The organism is Methanotorris igneus Kol 5, assembly GCF_000214415.1.
Classification (GTDB): Archaea; AGJL01; Methanococci; order Methanococcales; family Methanococcaceae; genus Methanotorris; species Methanotorris igneus.
In genome coordinates this window covers 1,158,039-1,175,270 of sequence record NC_015562.1, presented here as the reverse complement: position 1 = coordinate 1,175,270, position 17,232 = coordinate 1,158,039, and the positions used below count along the sequence as shown (strand labels likewise).

17 protein-coding genes and 2 tRNA genes are annotated in these 17,232 nt (G+C 31.5%); 7 read left to right on the top strand and 12 right to left on the bottom strand.

Features of this window, described 5'->3' with window-relative positions; all coding sequences use genetic code 11:
• The first annotated feature begins 183 nt into the window (after positions 1-183).
• Positions 184-1,713, top strand: coding sequence for a radical SAM protein (locus METIG_RS05885; RefSeq protein ID WP_013799308.1), 1,530 nt, complete (start codon positions 184-186; stop codon positions 1,711-1,713).
• Positions 1,714-1,784: 71 nt separating this feature from the next.
• Here METIG_RS05885 and METIG_RS05880 read toward each other — a convergent pair whose 3' ends face one another.
• From METIG_RS05880 to minD, 4 genes are read right to left on the bottom strand one after another with little or no spacing between them, the layout of a single operon-like run.
• Entirely contained in the window at positions 1,785-2,555 is a 771-nt protein-coding gene (locus tag METIG_RS05880) for a glycosyltransferase family 2 protein (protein WP_013799307.1), read from the bottom strand.
• 50 nt (positions 2,556-2,605) lie between these two features.
• Positions 2,606-3,274 (bottom strand): hypothetical protein, encoded by a 669-nt coding sequence (locus METIG_RS05875; protein WP_013799306.1) that lies wholly within the window; start codon positions 3,272-3,274, stop codon positions 2,606-2,608.
• Positions 3,271-3,459 (bottom strand): hypothetical protein, encoded by a 189-nt coding sequence (locus METIG_RS05870; RefSeq protein WP_013799305.1) that lies wholly within the window; start codon positions 3,457-3,459, stop codon positions 3,271-3,273. The genes METIG_RS05875 and METIG_RS05870 overlap by 4 nt, the downstream gene beginning before the upstream one ends.
• The gene (gene minD, locus METIG_RS05865) at positions 3,456-4,241 is read right to left on the bottom strand and encodes a septum site-determining protein MinD (RefSeq protein WP_013799304.1); all 786 of its coding nucleotides are present in this window, start codon (positions 4,239-4,241) and stop codon (positions 3,456-3,458) included. The genes METIG_RS05870 and minD overlap by 4 nt, the downstream gene beginning before the upstream one ends.
• Positions 4,242-5,084: 843 nt before the next feature.
• Here minD and METIG_RS05855 point away from each other — a divergent pair.
• Both METIG_RS05855 and METIG_RS05850 read left to right on the top strand, forming a co-directional pair.
• Positions 5,085-6,020, top strand: a complete 936-nt coding sequence (locus tag METIG_RS05855; RefSeq protein WP_013798476.1) for a transposase — start codon at positions 5,085-5,087, stop codon at positions 6,018-6,020.
• 94 nt (positions 6,021-6,114) lie between these two features.
• Positions 6,115-6,756 carry a hypothetical protein gene (locus METIG_RS05850; RefSeq protein WP_157209555.1) on the top strand — a complete coding sequence of 214 codons (642 nt, stop codon included), beginning with the start codon at positions 6,115-6,117 and terminating at the stop codon, positions 6,754-6,756.
• A 53-nt stretch (positions 6,757-6,809) separates the two neighbouring features.
• Here METIG_RS05850 and METIG_RS05845 read toward each other — a convergent pair whose 3' ends face one another.
• Both METIG_RS05845 and METIG_RS05840 read right to left on the bottom strand, forming a co-directional pair.
• Positions 6,810-7,586 (bottom strand): MinD/ParA family ATP-binding protein, encoded by a 777-nt coding sequence (locus METIG_RS05845; RefSeq protein ID WP_013799303.1) that lies wholly within the window; start codon positions 7,584-7,586, stop codon positions 6,810-6,812.
• Positions 7,587-7,876: 290 nt separating this feature from the next.
• Positions 7,877-8,197, bottom strand: a complete 321-nt coding sequence (locus METIG_RS05840) for a winged helix-turn-helix transcriptional regulator (protein ID WP_013799302.1) — start codon at positions 8,195-8,197, stop codon at positions 7,877-7,879.
• A gap of 348 nt (positions 8,198-8,545) precedes the next feature.
• Between METIG_RS05840 and priS the strand changes: the two genes are divergently transcribed.
• Positions 8,546-9,583: a DNA primase catalytic subunit PriS gene (gene priS / locus METIG_RS05835; RefSeq protein WP_013799301.1), complete on the top strand. Its 1,038-nt coding sequence runs from the start codon at positions 8,546-8,548 to the stop codon at positions 9,581-9,583.
• On the opposite strand, the gene METIG_RS05830 is transcribed toward priS, so the two are convergent.
• Both METIG_RS05830 and METIG_RS05825 read right to left on the bottom strand, forming a co-directional pair.
• Positions 9,573-10,235 (bottom strand): DUF166 domain-containing protein, encoded by a 663-nt coding sequence (locus METIG_RS05830; protein ID WP_013799300.1) that lies wholly within the window; start codon positions 10,233-10,235, stop codon positions 9,573-9,575. The two genes, priS and METIG_RS05830, sit on opposite strands and share 11 nt — an antisense overlap.
• 50 nt (positions 10,236-10,285) lie before the next feature.
• Positions 10,286-10,361 (bottom strand) — tRNA-Gln (locus METIG_RS05825).
• A gap of 96 nt (positions 10,362-10,457) precedes the next feature.
• Here METIG_RS05825 and METIG_RS05820 point away from each other — a divergent pair.
• A tRNA-Thr gene (locus METIG_RS05820) sits at positions 10,458-10,531 on the top strand.
• A gap of 72 nt (positions 10,532-10,603) precedes the next feature.
• On the opposite strand, the gene METIG_RS05815 is transcribed toward METIG_RS05820, so the two are convergent.
• From METIG_RS05815 to METIG_RS05805, 3 genes are all read right to left on the bottom strand, one after another.
• Positions 10,604-11,545, bottom strand: coding sequence for a GltB/FmdC/FwdC-like GXGXG domain-containing protein (locus METIG_RS05815; RefSeq protein ID WP_013799299.1), 942 nt, complete (start codon positions 11,543-11,545; stop codon positions 10,604-10,606).
• A gap of 271 nt (positions 11,546-11,816) precedes the next feature.
• Entirely contained in the window at positions 11,817-12,155 is a 339-nt protein-coding gene (locus tag METIG_RS05810) for a P-II family nitrogen regulator (RefSeq protein WP_013799298.1), read from the bottom strand.
• A 78-nt stretch (positions 12,156-12,233) separates the two neighbouring features.
• Positions 12,234-13,385, bottom strand: a complete 1,152-nt coding sequence (locus METIG_RS05805; RefSeq protein ID WP_013799297.1) for an ammonium transporter — start codon at positions 13,383-13,385, stop codon at positions 12,234-12,236.
• 658 nt (positions 13,386-14,043) lie between these two features.
• On the opposite strand from METIG_RS05805, the gene METIG_RS05800 reads away from it, so the two are divergent.
• Both METIG_RS05800 and METIG_RS05795 read left to right on the top strand, forming a co-directional pair.
• Complete coding sequence (locus METIG_RS05800) at positions 14,044-14,334, top strand: SemiSWEET transporter (RefSeq protein WP_172632633.1); 291 nt, start codon at positions 14,044-14,046, stop codon at positions 14,332-14,334.
• A gap of 567 nt (positions 14,335-14,901) precedes the next feature.
• Positions 14,902-16,515, top strand: coding sequence for a tRNA uridine(34) 5-carboxymethylaminomethyl modification radical SAM/GNAT enzyme Elp3 (locus tag METIG_RS05795; protein WP_013799295.1), 1,614 nt, complete (start codon positions 14,902-14,904; stop codon positions 16,513-16,515).
• 96 nt (positions 16,516-16,611) lie between these two features.
• On the opposite strand, the gene METIG_RS05790 is transcribed toward METIG_RS05795, so the two are convergent.
• A complete protein-coding gene (locus METIG_RS05790; protein ID WP_013799294.1) occupies positions 16,612-17,154 on the bottom strand; it encodes a diacylglycerol/polyprenol kinase family protein in 543 nt (180 codons plus the stop codon).
• Positions 17,155-17,232 lie beyond the last annotated feature (78 nt).

Here is a 17,232-nt window from a genome sequence, read left to right as displayed (position 1 = left end):
AATCATCATTGAATTATATGATGAGATAAAAGAGTTTTTTGGTATGACGAATAATGTAAAAGAAAGTTGAGAGGTAAAAATATCAAGATAATGCTTAAAGAGTGATGTTGTCTCAGTGCTCATACGGTTCATCATAAAATCAGCGAAACTATTCATCATCGACAACATTTTTGTGGTGATTCTATGAGGTTTTTAATTTTAGATGGCTATACTGATGAGCCAGCAGGATTAGGAGTTCCCCCTTACATAGGCATATATCCAAGATACATTGCAGGTGTATTAGATAAATTTAACCAAGAAGTGCATTATATAACTATCGATAAATTGAGAGAAATTAGAGGAACGTTTGATTTTAATAAATTCGATGCAATAATTGCTATTTGTGGATTTCACACACCAGGAAAGTATTTAACTGCAAATCCCGCAACATTGAGAGAAATTGTCTCTCTGCTTTATAACTTCAAAGGCCTAAAAATTCTTGCAGGACCAGCGGCAACAAAATTCGGCTCATCCATTGAAGGAGGAACCATAAAAGATGAGAGTAAATTAAAGGCATTCTTTGATATTATCATAGAAGGAGATGCTGAGGCAGTTTTGCATGATTATTTTTTGAATAATTGCAAAATTGAGAATATCGATACAAAAAGATTAAGAACCTACGATGAGTTAAGAGAGTTTGCCATTAGAGGGGCAAAGATAGTTAAGCAACACCCTTCTTATCCATACATAATTGCTGAGATTGAAACCTATAGGGGATGTGCAAGGGCTTTGAGTGGGGGATGTAGTTTTTGCACAGAGCCAAGGAGATTTGGAACTCCCAACTATAGAGATGCAAAGGACATAATTGAGGAAATTAAAGCTTTATATAGTTATGGAATTAAATACTTCAGAATTGGAAGGCAACCATGCATATTCTCATATAAATCAAAAGAAAGTGAAAAGGAAGAAGTTCCAAAGCCAAATGTGGAAGAGATTGAGAAACTTTTTAAGGGCATTTGGAATGTGGTAAATCCAGAGGTTTTGCATATAGACAATGCCAATCCTGCTGTAATAGCAAGACATGAAGAGGAAAGCAGAGAAGTTGCAAAAATTTTGGTTAGATATTGCACTGGAGGAAATGTTGCTGCATTTGGTGTGGAGAGTTTTGATGAAAAGGTTATTAAAAAGAACAACCTCCTAACAACACCGGAGGATGTTTTGAAAGCAGTGGAAATATTGAATGAAATTGGAGGAAAAAGGAGTGAGACAGGATTGCCCTACCTCCTACCTGGAATCAACTTACTTTATGGATTAAGAGGAGAAACAAAAGAAACATTTAGAATAAACTATGAATATTTAAAGGAGATTTATGACAGAGGTTTAATGTTGAGAAGGATAAATATAAGGCAGGTGGTTCCATTCTTTGGAACTGAATTAACCATTAAAGATGTTGAAAAAGCCAAAAAAAGAAAAAGTTTATTTTTAAGTTTTAAAGAAAAGGTTAGAAAGGAAATCGATAATCCAATGCTAAAAAGGGTGGTTCCAAAAGGAACAATATTAAAAAATGTTTTTGTTGAGGTTAAGGAGAGAGATGACTTATTCTTCGGTAGGCAATTTGGTAGTTACCCCATTTTGGTTGGAATAAAAGAGAAAAACTTAAAAATTGGAGAGTTTGTTGATGTTGAAGTTATTGATTATGGAAGAAGGTCAATAACAGCAAAAAAGTTATTATAGTCAAGTGCATTATAATTAACGGCAAAACCTTTGGTTTTGCCAGGATGTCTTCTGCACATGACTATAAATTATTAAAGGAGGGTTATTGATTTTATTATTTGATGAATTTTATGAAAGAAACATAATAAAATCCATGTTTTTGACTCATTTTTTGGAAGCCCCTTTAAAACAAACTTTGCAACTTCTTTTGCAACATCCAAAATCTTTTTAGTTGTTATGTATGAAGTTGCGTCTGGATGGTACTCAATATCTACATATTCCTCAACAATCTTTGCCCTATTTTTTGCAAGTTGTAGGGCAATTAGATGTTCAACACTATACCCTTCCCCAAAATAAACATCTTTTAAAAATTTCGCCTTTATTATTCTATATCCACACTGAATATCCCTAAAGATGTAAATTTTTCCCGAATAGAACGTAACTACAAGTGACATTATTAAACTTGCCAAAAAATTAGATATCTGCCTGTGGAATGGAATGTGTTTATACTTTCTAATTCCAAAAACCGCATCTGCATTTTCTTTTTTTAATTTTTCTATCATTTTTGGAATGTCTTTTGGTTTATGCTGATAATCCCCATCCATATAGATTATGTAGTCGGGGTTTAGTTTTAATGCAAATTCTGTTCCATCTTTTAATGCTCTTGCCTTCCCTTCGTTTTTTTCTTTCTTTATTAAGTATATCCTATTCTTTGATTTTTTTGAGAATTCTTCCACGATTTTTGAGGAGTTATCTTTACTCCCATCATCCACAACAACCGCATCAATCCCCAATTCTTCCAAATCCCTCAAAACTTTTAAGATATTCCTCTCCTCATTGAACATAGGGATAACAGCAATCATAATATCACAAAAAACAGTTTTAAAAAATCTAAATTAATGTTAAAAGTCCTTTACGCTTTAATTGCATACATAAATGCAATACCACTTAATATCCCAACCAACAAGCCACCAATTACATAGTATAAACTGTGTAGCGAATATAATGATTCTGTATTCTTTTGTGATTGTGAATTATTAACGTTAATGCTAATTTCCACATTTGTTATATTTTCAATATTACTGTTGTTTTTGTTTATTGTTTGAACAGTTGTTTGTGCGGATTCATTTTTAGATTTGTTGTTAGTGATATTATTGATTGAACTTTCATTAATAGTTTCATTTTTTACGATAATTTTTTCTACAACTTCTTTTTTAATTTTAATTATTGTTTTTGGGATTATGGATATGTTCAAATAGTGTTTTTTACGTATATGACATCCATTTTTCCAATAATCCATAGTTATAACAATTGTATGATTTCCCAATTTTTTGGCCTTACCCTTAAATAATTTTATGATTTCTGCATTTGCCGCCACACCTGCATAATATAGGGAATTATTTTCAAATTCTACAGCGTCAGAGTTTATTGTTACATTGAAATTTGAAATACCTTGCTCACATGACCATTTAAATATTACATACACACTTTCGTTAATAGGGACTGTTTCTGGAACTACTATAAATTCTCCAAAAACTGGTGAAAGCATAAGTAATAAAAATATTGGAAGAAATTTTTTCATACTTGTCCACCCATTTTTAATCTTTTTAGTCTCTCATTTAATTTTTCTACCTCCTCTTTTGTAAGTTGTGTTGATTTTTTAACAGCATTAAGTTCTCTCTGTAACATTACAACTTTTACAAAAAGCACGACGTTCAATGCTATGCTAATAACAACAAGAGTTACCAATATTTCTGGGGGTATCATTTTTTCTTCCTCCCAAACAGACCTTTAATGAATCTCTTTATAAATGATTCTTTTTCTTTCTTTTCAGGAATGTATTGCTTTCCTACGAGTTTTGCTGCTATTTCCATAATTGCCTGTGCTGCTGGGGAATCTGGATATCTTAAAACTATTGGTTCTCCAAACGCTGCACTTCTTCTGACATTCGGATCTTCAGGAATTATACCCATTATAGGGATTTCTAAGATTGTTTCAATTGCCTTAGCACTAAGTTCTGTACTATCGTTGCTAACCCTGTTAATAATTGCTCCAAGAACATTGGTTTCAAGTCTACGAGCTACTGCAATAATTTTTAAGGCATCAGATATTGATGAAATCTCCGGGTTTACTACAACAATAAGATTCTCAGCAGCAGATAATGCTACAAGTGCATCCTTACCAAGCCCTGCAGGACAATCTATGATTAATATATCTGCTTTTTCATTTAATTTAGTCAATACTTCTTCTAATCTTTCGGGATTGGCTCTCCTGAACCTCTCTAATGAAATCCCTGCTGGAACTACTTTAACCCCTCCAGGACCCTCATAAATTGCCTCTTCAATATCAGCAGTTCCCGCAAGGACGTCATTTAATGTTACTGGTTTTCCTTCTAACCCCAAAATCAATTCCAAGTTTGCCATTGCGATATCAGCATCCAATACAATAACATTTTTTCCAAAACGAGATAACGCAACTGCTAAGTTTGCAGCAATTGTAGTTTTTCCAGTACCTCCTTTACCAGACGCAATTGCAATAGTTACTGTCATGATTTCCACCTAATAAAGTAATAAATAATAAAGAAAGACATATCTTGTTATTTGATTGTTCATACTAAAAATATGGTTATTAGTTATTATATATATTTCACTACGGTATTACCAATTAACGTTGTAGTGCGTTGGTTCTATATATACAAAATGTATATTGTTGTCATATTACTTAAAGTTTAATAAAACTCAAGTGATTCCAAAGGTTTATTTCATGGATGCAATGTTATTATAAAATTTATTTTTAACTTACGATAAAAATCTTAAAAATCGTACTATATGCACCCTATATAGAATATACGGCAAAACCCAAAAGGGTTTTACCAAAAGACATACGGCAAAACCTTCGGTTTTGCCAAAAAACTTTTCTAATGCACACGACTATATTTCATCATTTAATTATTTTATTATTTTGGTTATTTTAATATATATCTATTTTCTCCATAATACTTTATTTAATTTAAAATTTTACACTATATAGGGAAATACTACACTCAGAGAAAATATTTAAGAAAAAATATTTATATTTATTGCAATATTGTAGATTTAATATAATTTACAATATATATTTTTTTAACGGGGAAAATATGAATATTTTTAGGGTCTTAATTCAGGATACAAAAATTAAATTTCTCATGTTAACAATGTCGATTGAAATGGTTTTTACTTTCATTTTTTATCCAGGATTTAAAATGGTCAGTATATCCCCACATAAAATAAACTTGTCTCCAAGTTTAGCTCCAGTTTGTGGAACAGTGTTGGGGCCTCTTTATGGAGCTATTGCAATACTAATTGCGAGGTTGTCGAAAAATACGAATACTATAAATAATAGTAATAATAATTATGAGCGGCAGAAAAACCAAAAGAAAAGGATACTGGAAAGCCTACGATAAGAGGTTTAAGATATTCAATATTAAGTACACTTATGATTTTGTTTCATTTATTATAAATATTTTACTTCCATATAAAGAAAAACGCAAAGTAGGAAGGCCTTTAGCTATAAGTTACAATGAATATATAGCTACTCTAATAATAAAACACATTTTTAGAATTAGTTTAAGAGATTTAGAAACTCTTTCCGATTATTTACATAAAAAGCATATAGATAGCTCCACATACGGAAAAGCTTTTCAGAGGATTAAAATAAGCGATTTAACTAAAATAATCGTTGGATTACACTTAATTATTGCTAATTCGTTAAAATCATCGGTTATAATTTACATAGCTGATTCCACTGGAGTCCATTTATTAAGAGTGTATTGTGAAAGAATCAGAGTTGTGAATAATGAAATAAAAAAGGTAAAGTATCGGGTTTTTGACAAAATGCACGTATTAGCTTGCTATTATAAAGATTATGGATTAATTTCGATTGTTATGGTAAAATGGGATAATGGATATAGTTCAGACAGTAAAAACTTACTAAAAATGATAAAATCTTTAGATTTTGTGAAAGGTGCGATAATATTGTTGGATGGTGGTTACGATGATGAAGATTTACTTAGAGAGTTGTTATCCATAGACCTCATTCCAATAGTTAAAACAAAAGAGTTTAAATGGGATTACGGTATTTCTAAAATCAGAAAGAAAGTTAAAAAATTGTTTGATAAGAAACTGTATAAAATTAGAGGGGTAATAGAAGCGATATTTGGAGGGCTAAAAACTAAATTTAGATTAACTCTAAATGAAAAACTACCTGAAAGTAGATGTAGAGCTACTTTAGCAGTAGCAATCGTTCATAATATTTTAACACTAATGAGAGTTATTAGTATTAGAGAGTAATATTTAAATTCATTGATGAAATAATTTTTCGACAACCTCACTAATTGCAAAATCTATTTATTTATTAATTAATCCCAAAGCTGCATATTTTGGAGTGTTTTCTGTATTACCCCCCATACTTGGAACAATTGTTGCAGGTTATCTATCTGAAGGTCGTTGGAAACATGTGGCAATTATAATGTTATTTGGGTTGTTGTTGTGGTACTCAACAGACATTGGAAGGATAGTTTACTATTATCCATTTGTATCCATCTTTGCACTAATACTAATATTATATCTACGAGAAAAAATTTGCAAATTAATGTTTGAAAAAAATGTAATCAAATCAATTTTTGGAACTGCAGTGTTATCTTTTTGTAGTGTTATGACCGACCACTTATATGGTTCATTCTTAGGCATGTGGTATCTTAACCTTCCAGCATATATGTATGCCGAAGTGATTCCGCATTTTATTAAAGAAAGGTTATTTATGACACTAATTGGCACAGTATTCACCATAATGATAATTTATTTAACAAAAATGATTATAAAATACAGCCCAAAGATATATGATAAGATGTTAGAAGAGCACATAAACGAATATATGCAAAATAAAAAAGATGATCATAAAGTTGACCCAGAACTTTTAGAAAAATATAATATTAAATATCCTTCACAGGAAGAACAGAAAGAAATATTAAAAAAAGTGTTCTCACAAATAAGTAAAACGCCTACAGACAAAACAAAAGATAAATAATATTAATAAAGATAGATAATATTAATTTTTTAAATAATTTTTTTAATTTTTAATTATAATATCAAACTATCTTTTATTCTTTTTAATAATTCAGGAATGCTTGTTTTTTCGTATTCAGGAAGTGCTTCTAATTCTTCTACAATATTGTCAATTAGCTTGTTGAAGTTTGCATCCGTATTTTTTACATATAGAATCTCTTTTCTGTTGTATGATTGTTCAAGTAATGCATTTTTTGGAATATTGGCTATACATTTCATACCAAGTAATTTTTCAACATCATTTATAACACTTTCTGGAACCAAAGCGTCTGATTTATTTAATATGAATCCTACTGGTTTACATTCAAGGTAATTTCTTCCTATAACTGCAGTGTTGATAGCCCCTTGCAAACTTGGGCCAAAGGATATGAAATCTAAAACCAAAACGAAATACTCAGAAAACCCTAAGGATAGGTATGTTTCAATACCTGTGGTAGTTGTTGGGGCATCAATAAACACATAGTCAAATCTCTTTAATTCCTCTAATTTTTCAAATGCCTTATATCCTTCAATTTTGAAATAATCTTCTAATGACCTTCCGCTTGTAATAATGTAGAGATTTTCAATGTCTGTTTCTACCAATATTTCATCTATGCTCAAGTCCTCTTTAATCGCATCTATAAATGATTTGTTCATTTCCTTCCCAAAAAGATGTGTTAATGATCTTGATCCAATGTCAGCGTCTAATATAACAACCTTTTTACCCTTCAAAGCCAGTGCTGCAGCAACATTTGCAGTCATGACACTTTTTCCAGTTCCTCCTTTTGCTATGGAAAATGTAATTGTCTTCATAGTATTCCCCGCTTGTACTATTTTTTATGTTTTTGTTGTTTATTAATAGGGTTTTATACAAGGGCCGTTTGCGGAATAGTTGAATAATCAACTTCCTGCAACATAACTACGGCAAAATCCAAAGATTTTGCCGCTATTCATACGGCAACCTTCGGTTTTATCATTAAATTTTCAAATAAAGCATAATTTATCCTTGTTAATTTCATTGATGACTGTGGCCATTATAACGCAAACGACTATACATCCACGCGCAATATTATCAAAAAATGGGGTATAAGCATTTTAATGTTTTATCTTTTTTCACCTAACATTCCAAGAATTACTCTTGGTATTTTAACTTCTCTCCATTTAGCTTCCCAGGACTTTACTTTTTCAATAATTTCAATAAGTTCTTCTCCTTTTTTTGTAAGTATATATTTATTGGACTCTTTTTGAATGATATTCTCATGTTCCAACTCATCCAATCTCTCAGCCAAGGTTCTTGTACTTACACCTTTACCTTCCTCATCAAGGCTTTTTTTCAATGTAGTAAATGTATTTACCCCTTCTTTAATCTTAAAAATTATGTCTATAACTCCCTTTTTACCCAATAAACTGAATATATCCTCCATAATGATCCTCCTTAAATCAACATTCTTTTTAATACACTCTGTGAATTATAAATAATCTTGATTTATGTTTAAATATTGCAGGTTTTTATGTATTTATATAATATTATTAATACTTTATGGTATTGTGATTTATAGTCGTATGTGTTAGAAGGGTTTTTGGCAAAATCCAAGGGATTTTGCCGAATATCTTTTGGCAAAACTGAAAGTTTTGCCGTATGTCTTTTGGTAAAACCCTTTTGGGTTTTGCCGTATAATGCTATTGATAAAGTCATAAAGATTTATACTATAACGTAGTTATTAAACTATTCCGCACATAACTATAAATTGGTGAAAAATGGTGGAGTAATTATGGATAAATTAAATGAAATTCAAAATTTGTATAAAGAATATTACTCTTATGCAATAAAAAATGATTTGTTGGAGGTTCCTGAAGGAATTGAGTATAGGGAATTTGGTTATGGGTATTTTAAAAAAGTAGATAATAGAAACATCTCATTTAAGGATGAGGAAGAGTATAAAAATTGGGTATTGAAAAATGCCCCATTCCATTTGTATAAGTCTCTCTCCTACATGGAATTTCCTGACAAATCCGGTGGTGCAAATAAAAAGAAGGTTTTTAGGAGAGAGATTGCATTTGATATTGATGTTCATAAAACAAATAAATGTAGGCATAGTGATGATTGGGTTTGTGATAAATGCTTAAACGCAGCAAAAGAGCAGGCAATTTATTTAATTGAGGAATTTTTAATGCCTGATTTTGGGTTATCTAAGGAGGATTTGCAAATTGCATTTAGTGGGAATAGGGGATATCACATCTATATTAAACCAAAGGATGAGGAAATAAGGAACATCATAGAGCATTATGAAAAACCGCAGAGGAGATTTTTTATTGAATACATCTTAGGAAAAAATTTGAATTTAAATAAGGTTGGAAGTGGTTGGAGGAGGAGATTGGTAAAGGAGTTCAAAAAGAAAAGAATAGCAACAAAACAATTTGAAAAAGAAGAAAATTGGAAAAAAATAATTGAAAAAAGGAAAAATAAGGATAAAATATACTCAATTATAAATGAAACTTTAAATAAATTGGAATTGGATGAGAAAGTTATGGATGATGATATAAGATTGTTAAGGGTTATCAACTCTTTGCATGGATATACAGGGTTTATAGTTAAGGAGATAAAATACAAAGAACTTGATAATTTTAATCCCTTAAAAGATGCGATTTTTAATGGTTTTAATAAAAAATTCTACAATGTTAAGATAAAACAAAAGGTTGATAAAATTAACATTGGAGATGAAATATATAGCACTAAAAGCAAAGAAATTCCGGCAAGTGTTTTGTTGTTTTTATTTGGGCATGGTGTGGATTTTGAGATTATTGGTTAATCCCCTCTTTAACAGATTGGACAATAATTTCCCCGGCTTTGATTTTTTTGCATTCGTTATCTACAAATAATCTAATTTTAGATGCTCTGCAGAAATGTTGGACTCTTAAACCAATGTTTTTTAAGGTATTTTCGTTAAACTCCTTTCCAATAAATTCCTTTAGTGTTTCTGAGGTTGAACCACATGGTGCCTCTCTCAAAATTTCAATATCTTTTATTTTGTCATCTATGCATTTGATTTTTACCTTTGGCCTTCCAAAATATTTTAAAAATCCCTTCAATTGGGGAAATTTATCGATATAATTTTTTAAAACATCTTCATCAATCTCACACATCAAATCTGGACAAAATGCATTACCAAAACTTTCCAATTGCTTTTTAAATCCCCCACCTTTCCATGCACCAACAATAACAAATGCATTTTTATTTATTTTGCTGATTTGCCTAACGAGTTCGTAGGTTAAATCCGGGTTTGTGGTATAGGTTATAAATAAATCATAATCCTTTAATTTCTCCAAAACATCTTTATCAATTTCTATGTCATCAAATTCTCCAGAATATTTAACCTTAATAAAATCACAATTGAATTTTTTTCCTATAACATTATAAGCCCTTTCTCCATACTTTCCTTCACTTAAAATGCCTATTTTCATTATTTCACCATAAATTTAAATATATGGATATAACTGTCCAAAATAAAAAATGGTAGCCCGGCGCGGATTCGAACCGCGGTCCCGGGGTCCAAAGCCCCGGATGATTGGCCACTACACCACCGGGCTTCAGATAGCACCACTCATTATTAGATGATGTTCTGGTATATAAACTTTTCGGCGAAAATTATATATAGTTGTTTAAGAATTTAAAAATTATTTGGTGCCTCGGTGGCTCAGCCTGGTAGAGCGCCTGCTTGGTAAGCAGGAGGTCGCGGGTTCGAACCCCGCCCGAGGCTTCATTTTTAATTTTTATTTTGGAAAAATTAATTTATAAATCTAAATATAGAAATTTAGAAATTCATAATAGTTCATTGGAATTTGTAAAATTCTCCAAAAAACCCTAATTTATTTAGAAGTTTTTTATCCTCTTCACTTAAAGGATATTTCTTTGTTGGTGGAATTGGTGAGCCATCTCTTGCGTATATAACCCCTCCTTTTTTCTTTGCTCCCAAATATTTTCCTGCATTTCCATCAACTATGATAAACCCTTTTTTCATCTCAATGGCTGTAAAGTCCCCAGTATTGCCCCTAACTATAACACACCCTCCCCTCAAAACAGCCCCAGTATTTTTTCCAGCGTTTCCATTTACAATAACCTTTCCTTTTTTCATCAGTATGCCAGTGCTTAAATCAACGTTTCCATTTACAACAATGGTGGCATCTTTTTCTAATCTTGCTCCAACAGTGTCTCTAACAATTCCATCATTAATAATTAATTCATCATTTCTAAATTTATTTGGTTTTAGAAGTTTTTCGTTGTGTCTTTTTTCAACAAATTCAGTAATGGATATGAACTTTCTATATCCTTTAATATCACTCTCAACTTCAATTACATTGCCTATTGGCTCTTTTATGGTAGATTTTTCATTAACATAAACCGTTCCAGAAACCATACTGATGCCAAACCTTGTGTCAATGTTTCCATCAATGACTACTGTTCCTACGTCAATTTTTCCCCCTTTGCCTCCAAAGTATTTTAAATCTGCTCCCATAGATGAGCAAAACCTCTTTCCAACATCTCCTTTTATATAGACAACTCCTTTATTTTTCAGATGTTCAACCAAATCTTTGTAGGTTATATCATCAACTACTTTTTGGTTATAATCAAAATTACTTTGCCATATAAAGTTGTAGGTAAAATCGCACAGACAATCCAGTGGCTTTTCTAATTTTATTGTTAAAATATCCTTATCTTTTAAAAAATCTTCAATGGATTTCTTTTTTAATTTTTTGAATATACCAAAAACCATAATACCACCAAAATAAACAGCACTAATATAGTCGTTCTACAAATTTACAGCACTGTCCATAATCTTAAATTTTAAATTTTAGGTAATTTGACAAAACTCTAATTTAAATTAGAGTTATGCTAACTATCATCTAATTGTAGAACGACTATAAACACTCTGTGAAAAATACCTAATAAAATTATCGATTTAAAATTATTAAAAAATGCAAAAAATCAATAAAAATTGGGTAAATAAAAAAGAGTAACAAAAAAGGAGTAAAATTATAAATTATTTATAAAGCATCTTTTCCTCTTTCTCCTGTTCTTACCCTTACAACTTCTTCTACTGGAATAACGAATATCTTACCGTCCCCAAATTCTCCTGTTTTAGCATTTTCGCATATTAAGTCAATAATTTTTTCTACATTTGCATCATCGACGACAATCTCAATTTTTACCTTTGGCAATAAATCAATGATGTATTCTCTTCCCCTGTATCTCTCAACAATTCCTCCTTGAACTCCTCTTCCTTTAACCTCACTAACCGTCAAACCTTTACATCCTGCCTTGAGCAATGCATTTTTTACATCCTCTAACTTTGAAGGTCTTATTATTGCCTCTATTTTCTTCATAATATCCCCCTAAACTAAAAACTTAAAGAAATAATAAGAAATTAAATAGGAATAAATAAAAATTAGAAGAGTTTTTGTTTAGTCATTTGTGTATGCACTTACCTGCAATACTCCTTCATCCAATCCGACTTCTTCAACTTCTTTTGAAACTCTCAAGCCAATGGTTGCATCTAATCCTTTATAGAGGATTGCTCCACCAATAATCGCAATTAAACTTATTATAACTGCCCCCAACACCTGCCCAACAAATGATGTTGCTGAAGGATCTCTTAACAAGAATGGAATTCCTGCACATATAACCCCAATTAAACCACTCATTGCATGAACTGGTCCAATAGCACAGACATCATCAATTTTCAATTTCTCTTCAATGAATTTGAATGTGAATGGTTGTTGCAAACCTGCCAATAATCCAACAATTAAAGCCCCTATTGGGGTGAATAAATCTACTCCACTACAAACAGCAACTAACCCTGCACACATACCGTTTGCAGTGTAGAGGGGGTCGTTTCTTGAGCTTAAAGCCCCACCAATGATACCCCCAGCAAGAGCCATTGTTGTTGCCAATGCAACTCTTGTTAATTCCAAACCATCTCCAACACTTGCCGCACTTCCAATGTTAAATCCATACCATCCAAATGCCAATATAAATGCCCCTAAGACAGCCAATGGGATGTTATGTCCTGGAAGTGCTTGTGGGATGCCATTTATATACTTTTTAGCTCTTGGCCCCAATGCCCATGCAGCCATTAGACCAACCAAACCACCAAACAAGTGGACAGCTCCACTTCCTGCATAGTCGTGGAAAGCAATTCCTAACGCCTCAAATCCTCCGCCCCATACCAAATGCTCAACAATTGGGTATAAAATACCTCCAACGATTAAAGCCCCAATGAAGTATGGAAGGATTTTTATTCTCTCTGCAACTCCTCCTGTTATGATTGTTACTGCAGCAGCAGCGAACATAACCATCTTCATGAACCATGCTCCTAACTCGACATCAAATCCTCCAAATACCAAAGGAATAATATTCTCAAGTCCATAAGAAATTCCATAACCAATTGCCAAATAACCAATAAACACTGCAGCCAAATCCAACAATTTCAAAACACAATGATAAGCAGCATTTCTATGGCTGAACTGACCAATCTCCAACGCAATAAACCCTGCCTTCATGAAGAAGATCAACGATGCAGCCCATAAAAAGAAAAATACATCAATTCCTTCCATGCCTTCCACCTTACGTATTTTAGGTGTGTTTATGGTTGTTTGTGGATTTTAATATATTTTGGACATAAGAAATTATTGTAAGAAATTCTTGAAAGAACGATAATTGCACGTAAAATTCCAAATAAAATATAACTCATGCTTTAATTTCATTGATGACTATGGTCATTTATAATGCAAACGACTATACTACGGGGTAGAATATTATCGCCAATAGGAATACTTCTTCCTACATCCCAATTTCCTTTTGATGTATAAATAATTTATCACGGAAAATAGAAGCCGACTTCTTTTAACCGAATAAAATAAAAATAGGTGTTGAATTGTTGAGAATATGGGCATATAACAAAAATACAGCGGTATTAAGAAGTAGGGCATAAGAATATAGTTGTGTGCGTTAGAGTTTGGAAATATGCTGTAGCAAATTTTCAATGATTGTAAGCTATTTCAAATTTTTTGGCAAAACCTAAAAGGTTTTGCCATATATTTTTAAGGAAGAATAATTACTATTAAAAATTCATTTAATATATAAATGAGTTTAAAAATTAACGACAAAACCTCTGGTTTTGCCATATATAATTCCGCACACAACTATAAATATCACAAATTGTTTATAGTTGGTATGCAAAATTATGTTAAAAAGAATTTTTGGGATGGTTTTATGGCGATAGAGTTTGATATGGTTGGATATATTGCTGGGACGTTGACAACATTTGCCTCCCTGCCCCAACTAATAAAATCATTAAAAACAAAAGACATGAGTGGGATTTCACTTTATTTTGTGGTTACTTTCACTTTAGGGCTTTCTTTATGGCTTGTTTATGGAATTTTAAAGAATGATTATCCAATAATAATTTTTAACATAATTTCATTGATGTTTTGGATTCCAATAACGTATTTAAAGGTAAAGGATGAATTAAGAAGGAAGTTAAATTATAGTCGTGTGCGTTAGAAATTGGAATAAACTGTTGGTTAATTTTTAAAGATTTATATCTCATTTAAAAATTTTAAGGAGGAATGAAAGCCATTTAAAAAATTCATTATTATATAAATAGGTTTAAAAATCCACTGCAACCTTCGGTTGCAGGGAAGTTGAATAACCGTAGGTTATTCAACTATTCCGCACACGACTATATTAAAAGCAAGGCTACGGAAATGAATATTTACTTTATTTTTTCCTATTTTGCTCAAAATCATAAATCATAATATTTTTGTATTGATTATTGATTTTTAGTTATAACTTCTCTTGCTTTATAAAGAGTTCGATAATTTTTAGTAAGAGTTTAAAGAAAGATATTTATAGAAGTTTCTGCAATAATAGAAAATAAATTTAAAAATAAGTCAGCAAGTTCTATTTTTCTGATTGTTTCTAAGCTAATAAAATATCGAAAATTATTCTATTTTAAGATTAAATTAAAGTTTGGAATTATTTTCATACAATCAACTATTTTCAAACAAAATAAATACCAAAAATAATAAATTTAGGTCATAATAATGACAAAACTATTTTGGTGATTTTATGGATGATTACGAGAAATTCATGAGGTGTATAATAGAGAATATATTGAATGAATATGAAAAGAAAAAGAAGGTCTCAAAAGACAGAATTGAACAGATAAAATCAAAATGTCTAAGAAAATTTAGGCATTTAAATGTGGGGTTCCCATTAAACTCTGAAATATTAAAATATGCAACTGAAGAAGAGAAAAAAGTCCTCATCCCATTACTGAGAAAAAAGCCCGTCAGAACATTATCTGGTGTTGCGGTTGTTGCAGTAATGACATCCCCTGAAAAATGTCCGCATGGAAAGTGTATGTTTTGTCCAGGGGGAAAAGGTAGCGTCTTTGGAGATGTGCCGCAAAGTTATACGGGAAGAGAACCAGCAACAATGAGGGGCTTGATGTATAAATTCGACCCCTACGAACAAACCAAAGCAAGGTTGGAGCAGTTGGAGAAAGTTGGGCATCCAACAAATAAGGTTGAACTCATCATTATGGGAGGGACATTTCCAGCAAGGGATATAGAGTATCAAGATTGGTTTATAAAAGGTTGCTTAGATGCAATGAACAAAAAAGTATCAAATAGTTTAGAGGAAGCACAAAAACTAAATGAAACTGCAGAACATAGATGTGTGGCTTTATGCATTGAAACGAGACCTGATTATTGTAGAGAGGAACATATAAACCAAATGCTAAAATTGGGGGCCACAAGGGTAGAACTTGGGGTTCAGAGTATATACAATGATGTGTTAAAGTTTGTTAAAAGAGGACATACCGTTGAAGATACAATAAAGGCAACGCAATTGTTAAAGGATAGTGGTTTAAAGGTTTCTTACCACATGATGCCTGGCTTACCAAACACAACAGAAGAGATGGACAAAAAGATGTTTTATGAAATATTCAACAATCCAGATTTTAAGCCTGATTTAATCAAAATTTATCCATGTTTGGTTGTTAGGGGGACAGAAATATATGATTTGTGGAAAAAAGGGGAATTTAAACCACTAAATGATGAAGAAGCGGTGGAATTAATAAGTTATGTAAAGTCCATAATGCCAAAATGGGTAAGAACTTCAAGAATTCAAAGGGATATTCCTGCAACTGTTATCGTCGATGGAGTTAAGAAGAGCAATTTGGGAGAATTGGTCTATAAAAACTTAGAAAGGAAAGGCATAAAATGTAAATGTATAAGGTGTAGGGAAGTTGGGCATGTGATGTATAAGAGAGGCATTATGCCTGAGATTGAGCATATAAAATTATGCAGGGAAGAATATATTGCAAGTGGAGGAACAGAAATCTTCTTATCCTATGAAGATTTAAAAAACGATATATTAATAGCATATTTAAGGTTGAGAATTCCATACAAACCATTTAGAAAGGAGATTGATGACAAAACAGCATTGGTAAGGCAGCTCCATGTTTGTGGGCAAGAAAAACCTTTAACAAAGGACATAAAAGAAATCACATGGCAACATAAAGGATATGGAAAAATGCTCCTAAAAGAAGCAGAGAGGATTGCGAAGGAAGAATTTGGCATGAACAAAATTTTGGTAACAAGTGGTATTGGAGTTAGGGAATACTACAGAAGGTTGGGATATGAAAGAATAGGGGCATATATGGGTAAATATCTATAGCCCAACAAAAATATTTAAAAATATTAATGTTAATATCTCCAAATTTATCTGAAATTTACAATAACAACAAAAATTGACTATAAAAAAATAAAAAATTTACCAATTTATCATATTCAAAATAAACGCCAAAAATATGGGGAGGACTAAATTGTCATCAATTTTTATTTTTTTGCTTATTAACTCTATAAACGCCCCAACAAATGCCACTAAAACCCCGTAAATTCCAAATGAATGCAATATTATGCAGGCAGAGATAAAAAATGCAAGAAATCCTTCAAGTGTTTTCCCAAATATCTTTATTTTGCCTCTAATACCCACTAATGTTGCCAAAGCATCGCTAATAGAAAAAACCAATATCGCATAAAAAATGGCATTAATGTTATCTACAAGTATCACTGCTATTAACACTCCAACTGCAAACAAAACAGCCCCTTTACCATACTCATTTTCTCTACCACACAACCTAAGTAAGTCAGATATTATTGGAGCATAATGTTTCCTTAAATAAAAGTGTAAGAAAATCCCCGCCAATGTCAAAATAAATAATGGATATATTACCTTCTTTCCAAAATAAAGAATTGAAAAAGCAGTAATACTTCCGAATACCATGTGGATGAGCTGTCTATAAATTTCCCTCATAAATAAAACCCAGATTTCCCATTTTATTTTTTGTACATAATCAAAATTATCAAGAATTAAAGAAAAGAAATAGAATAT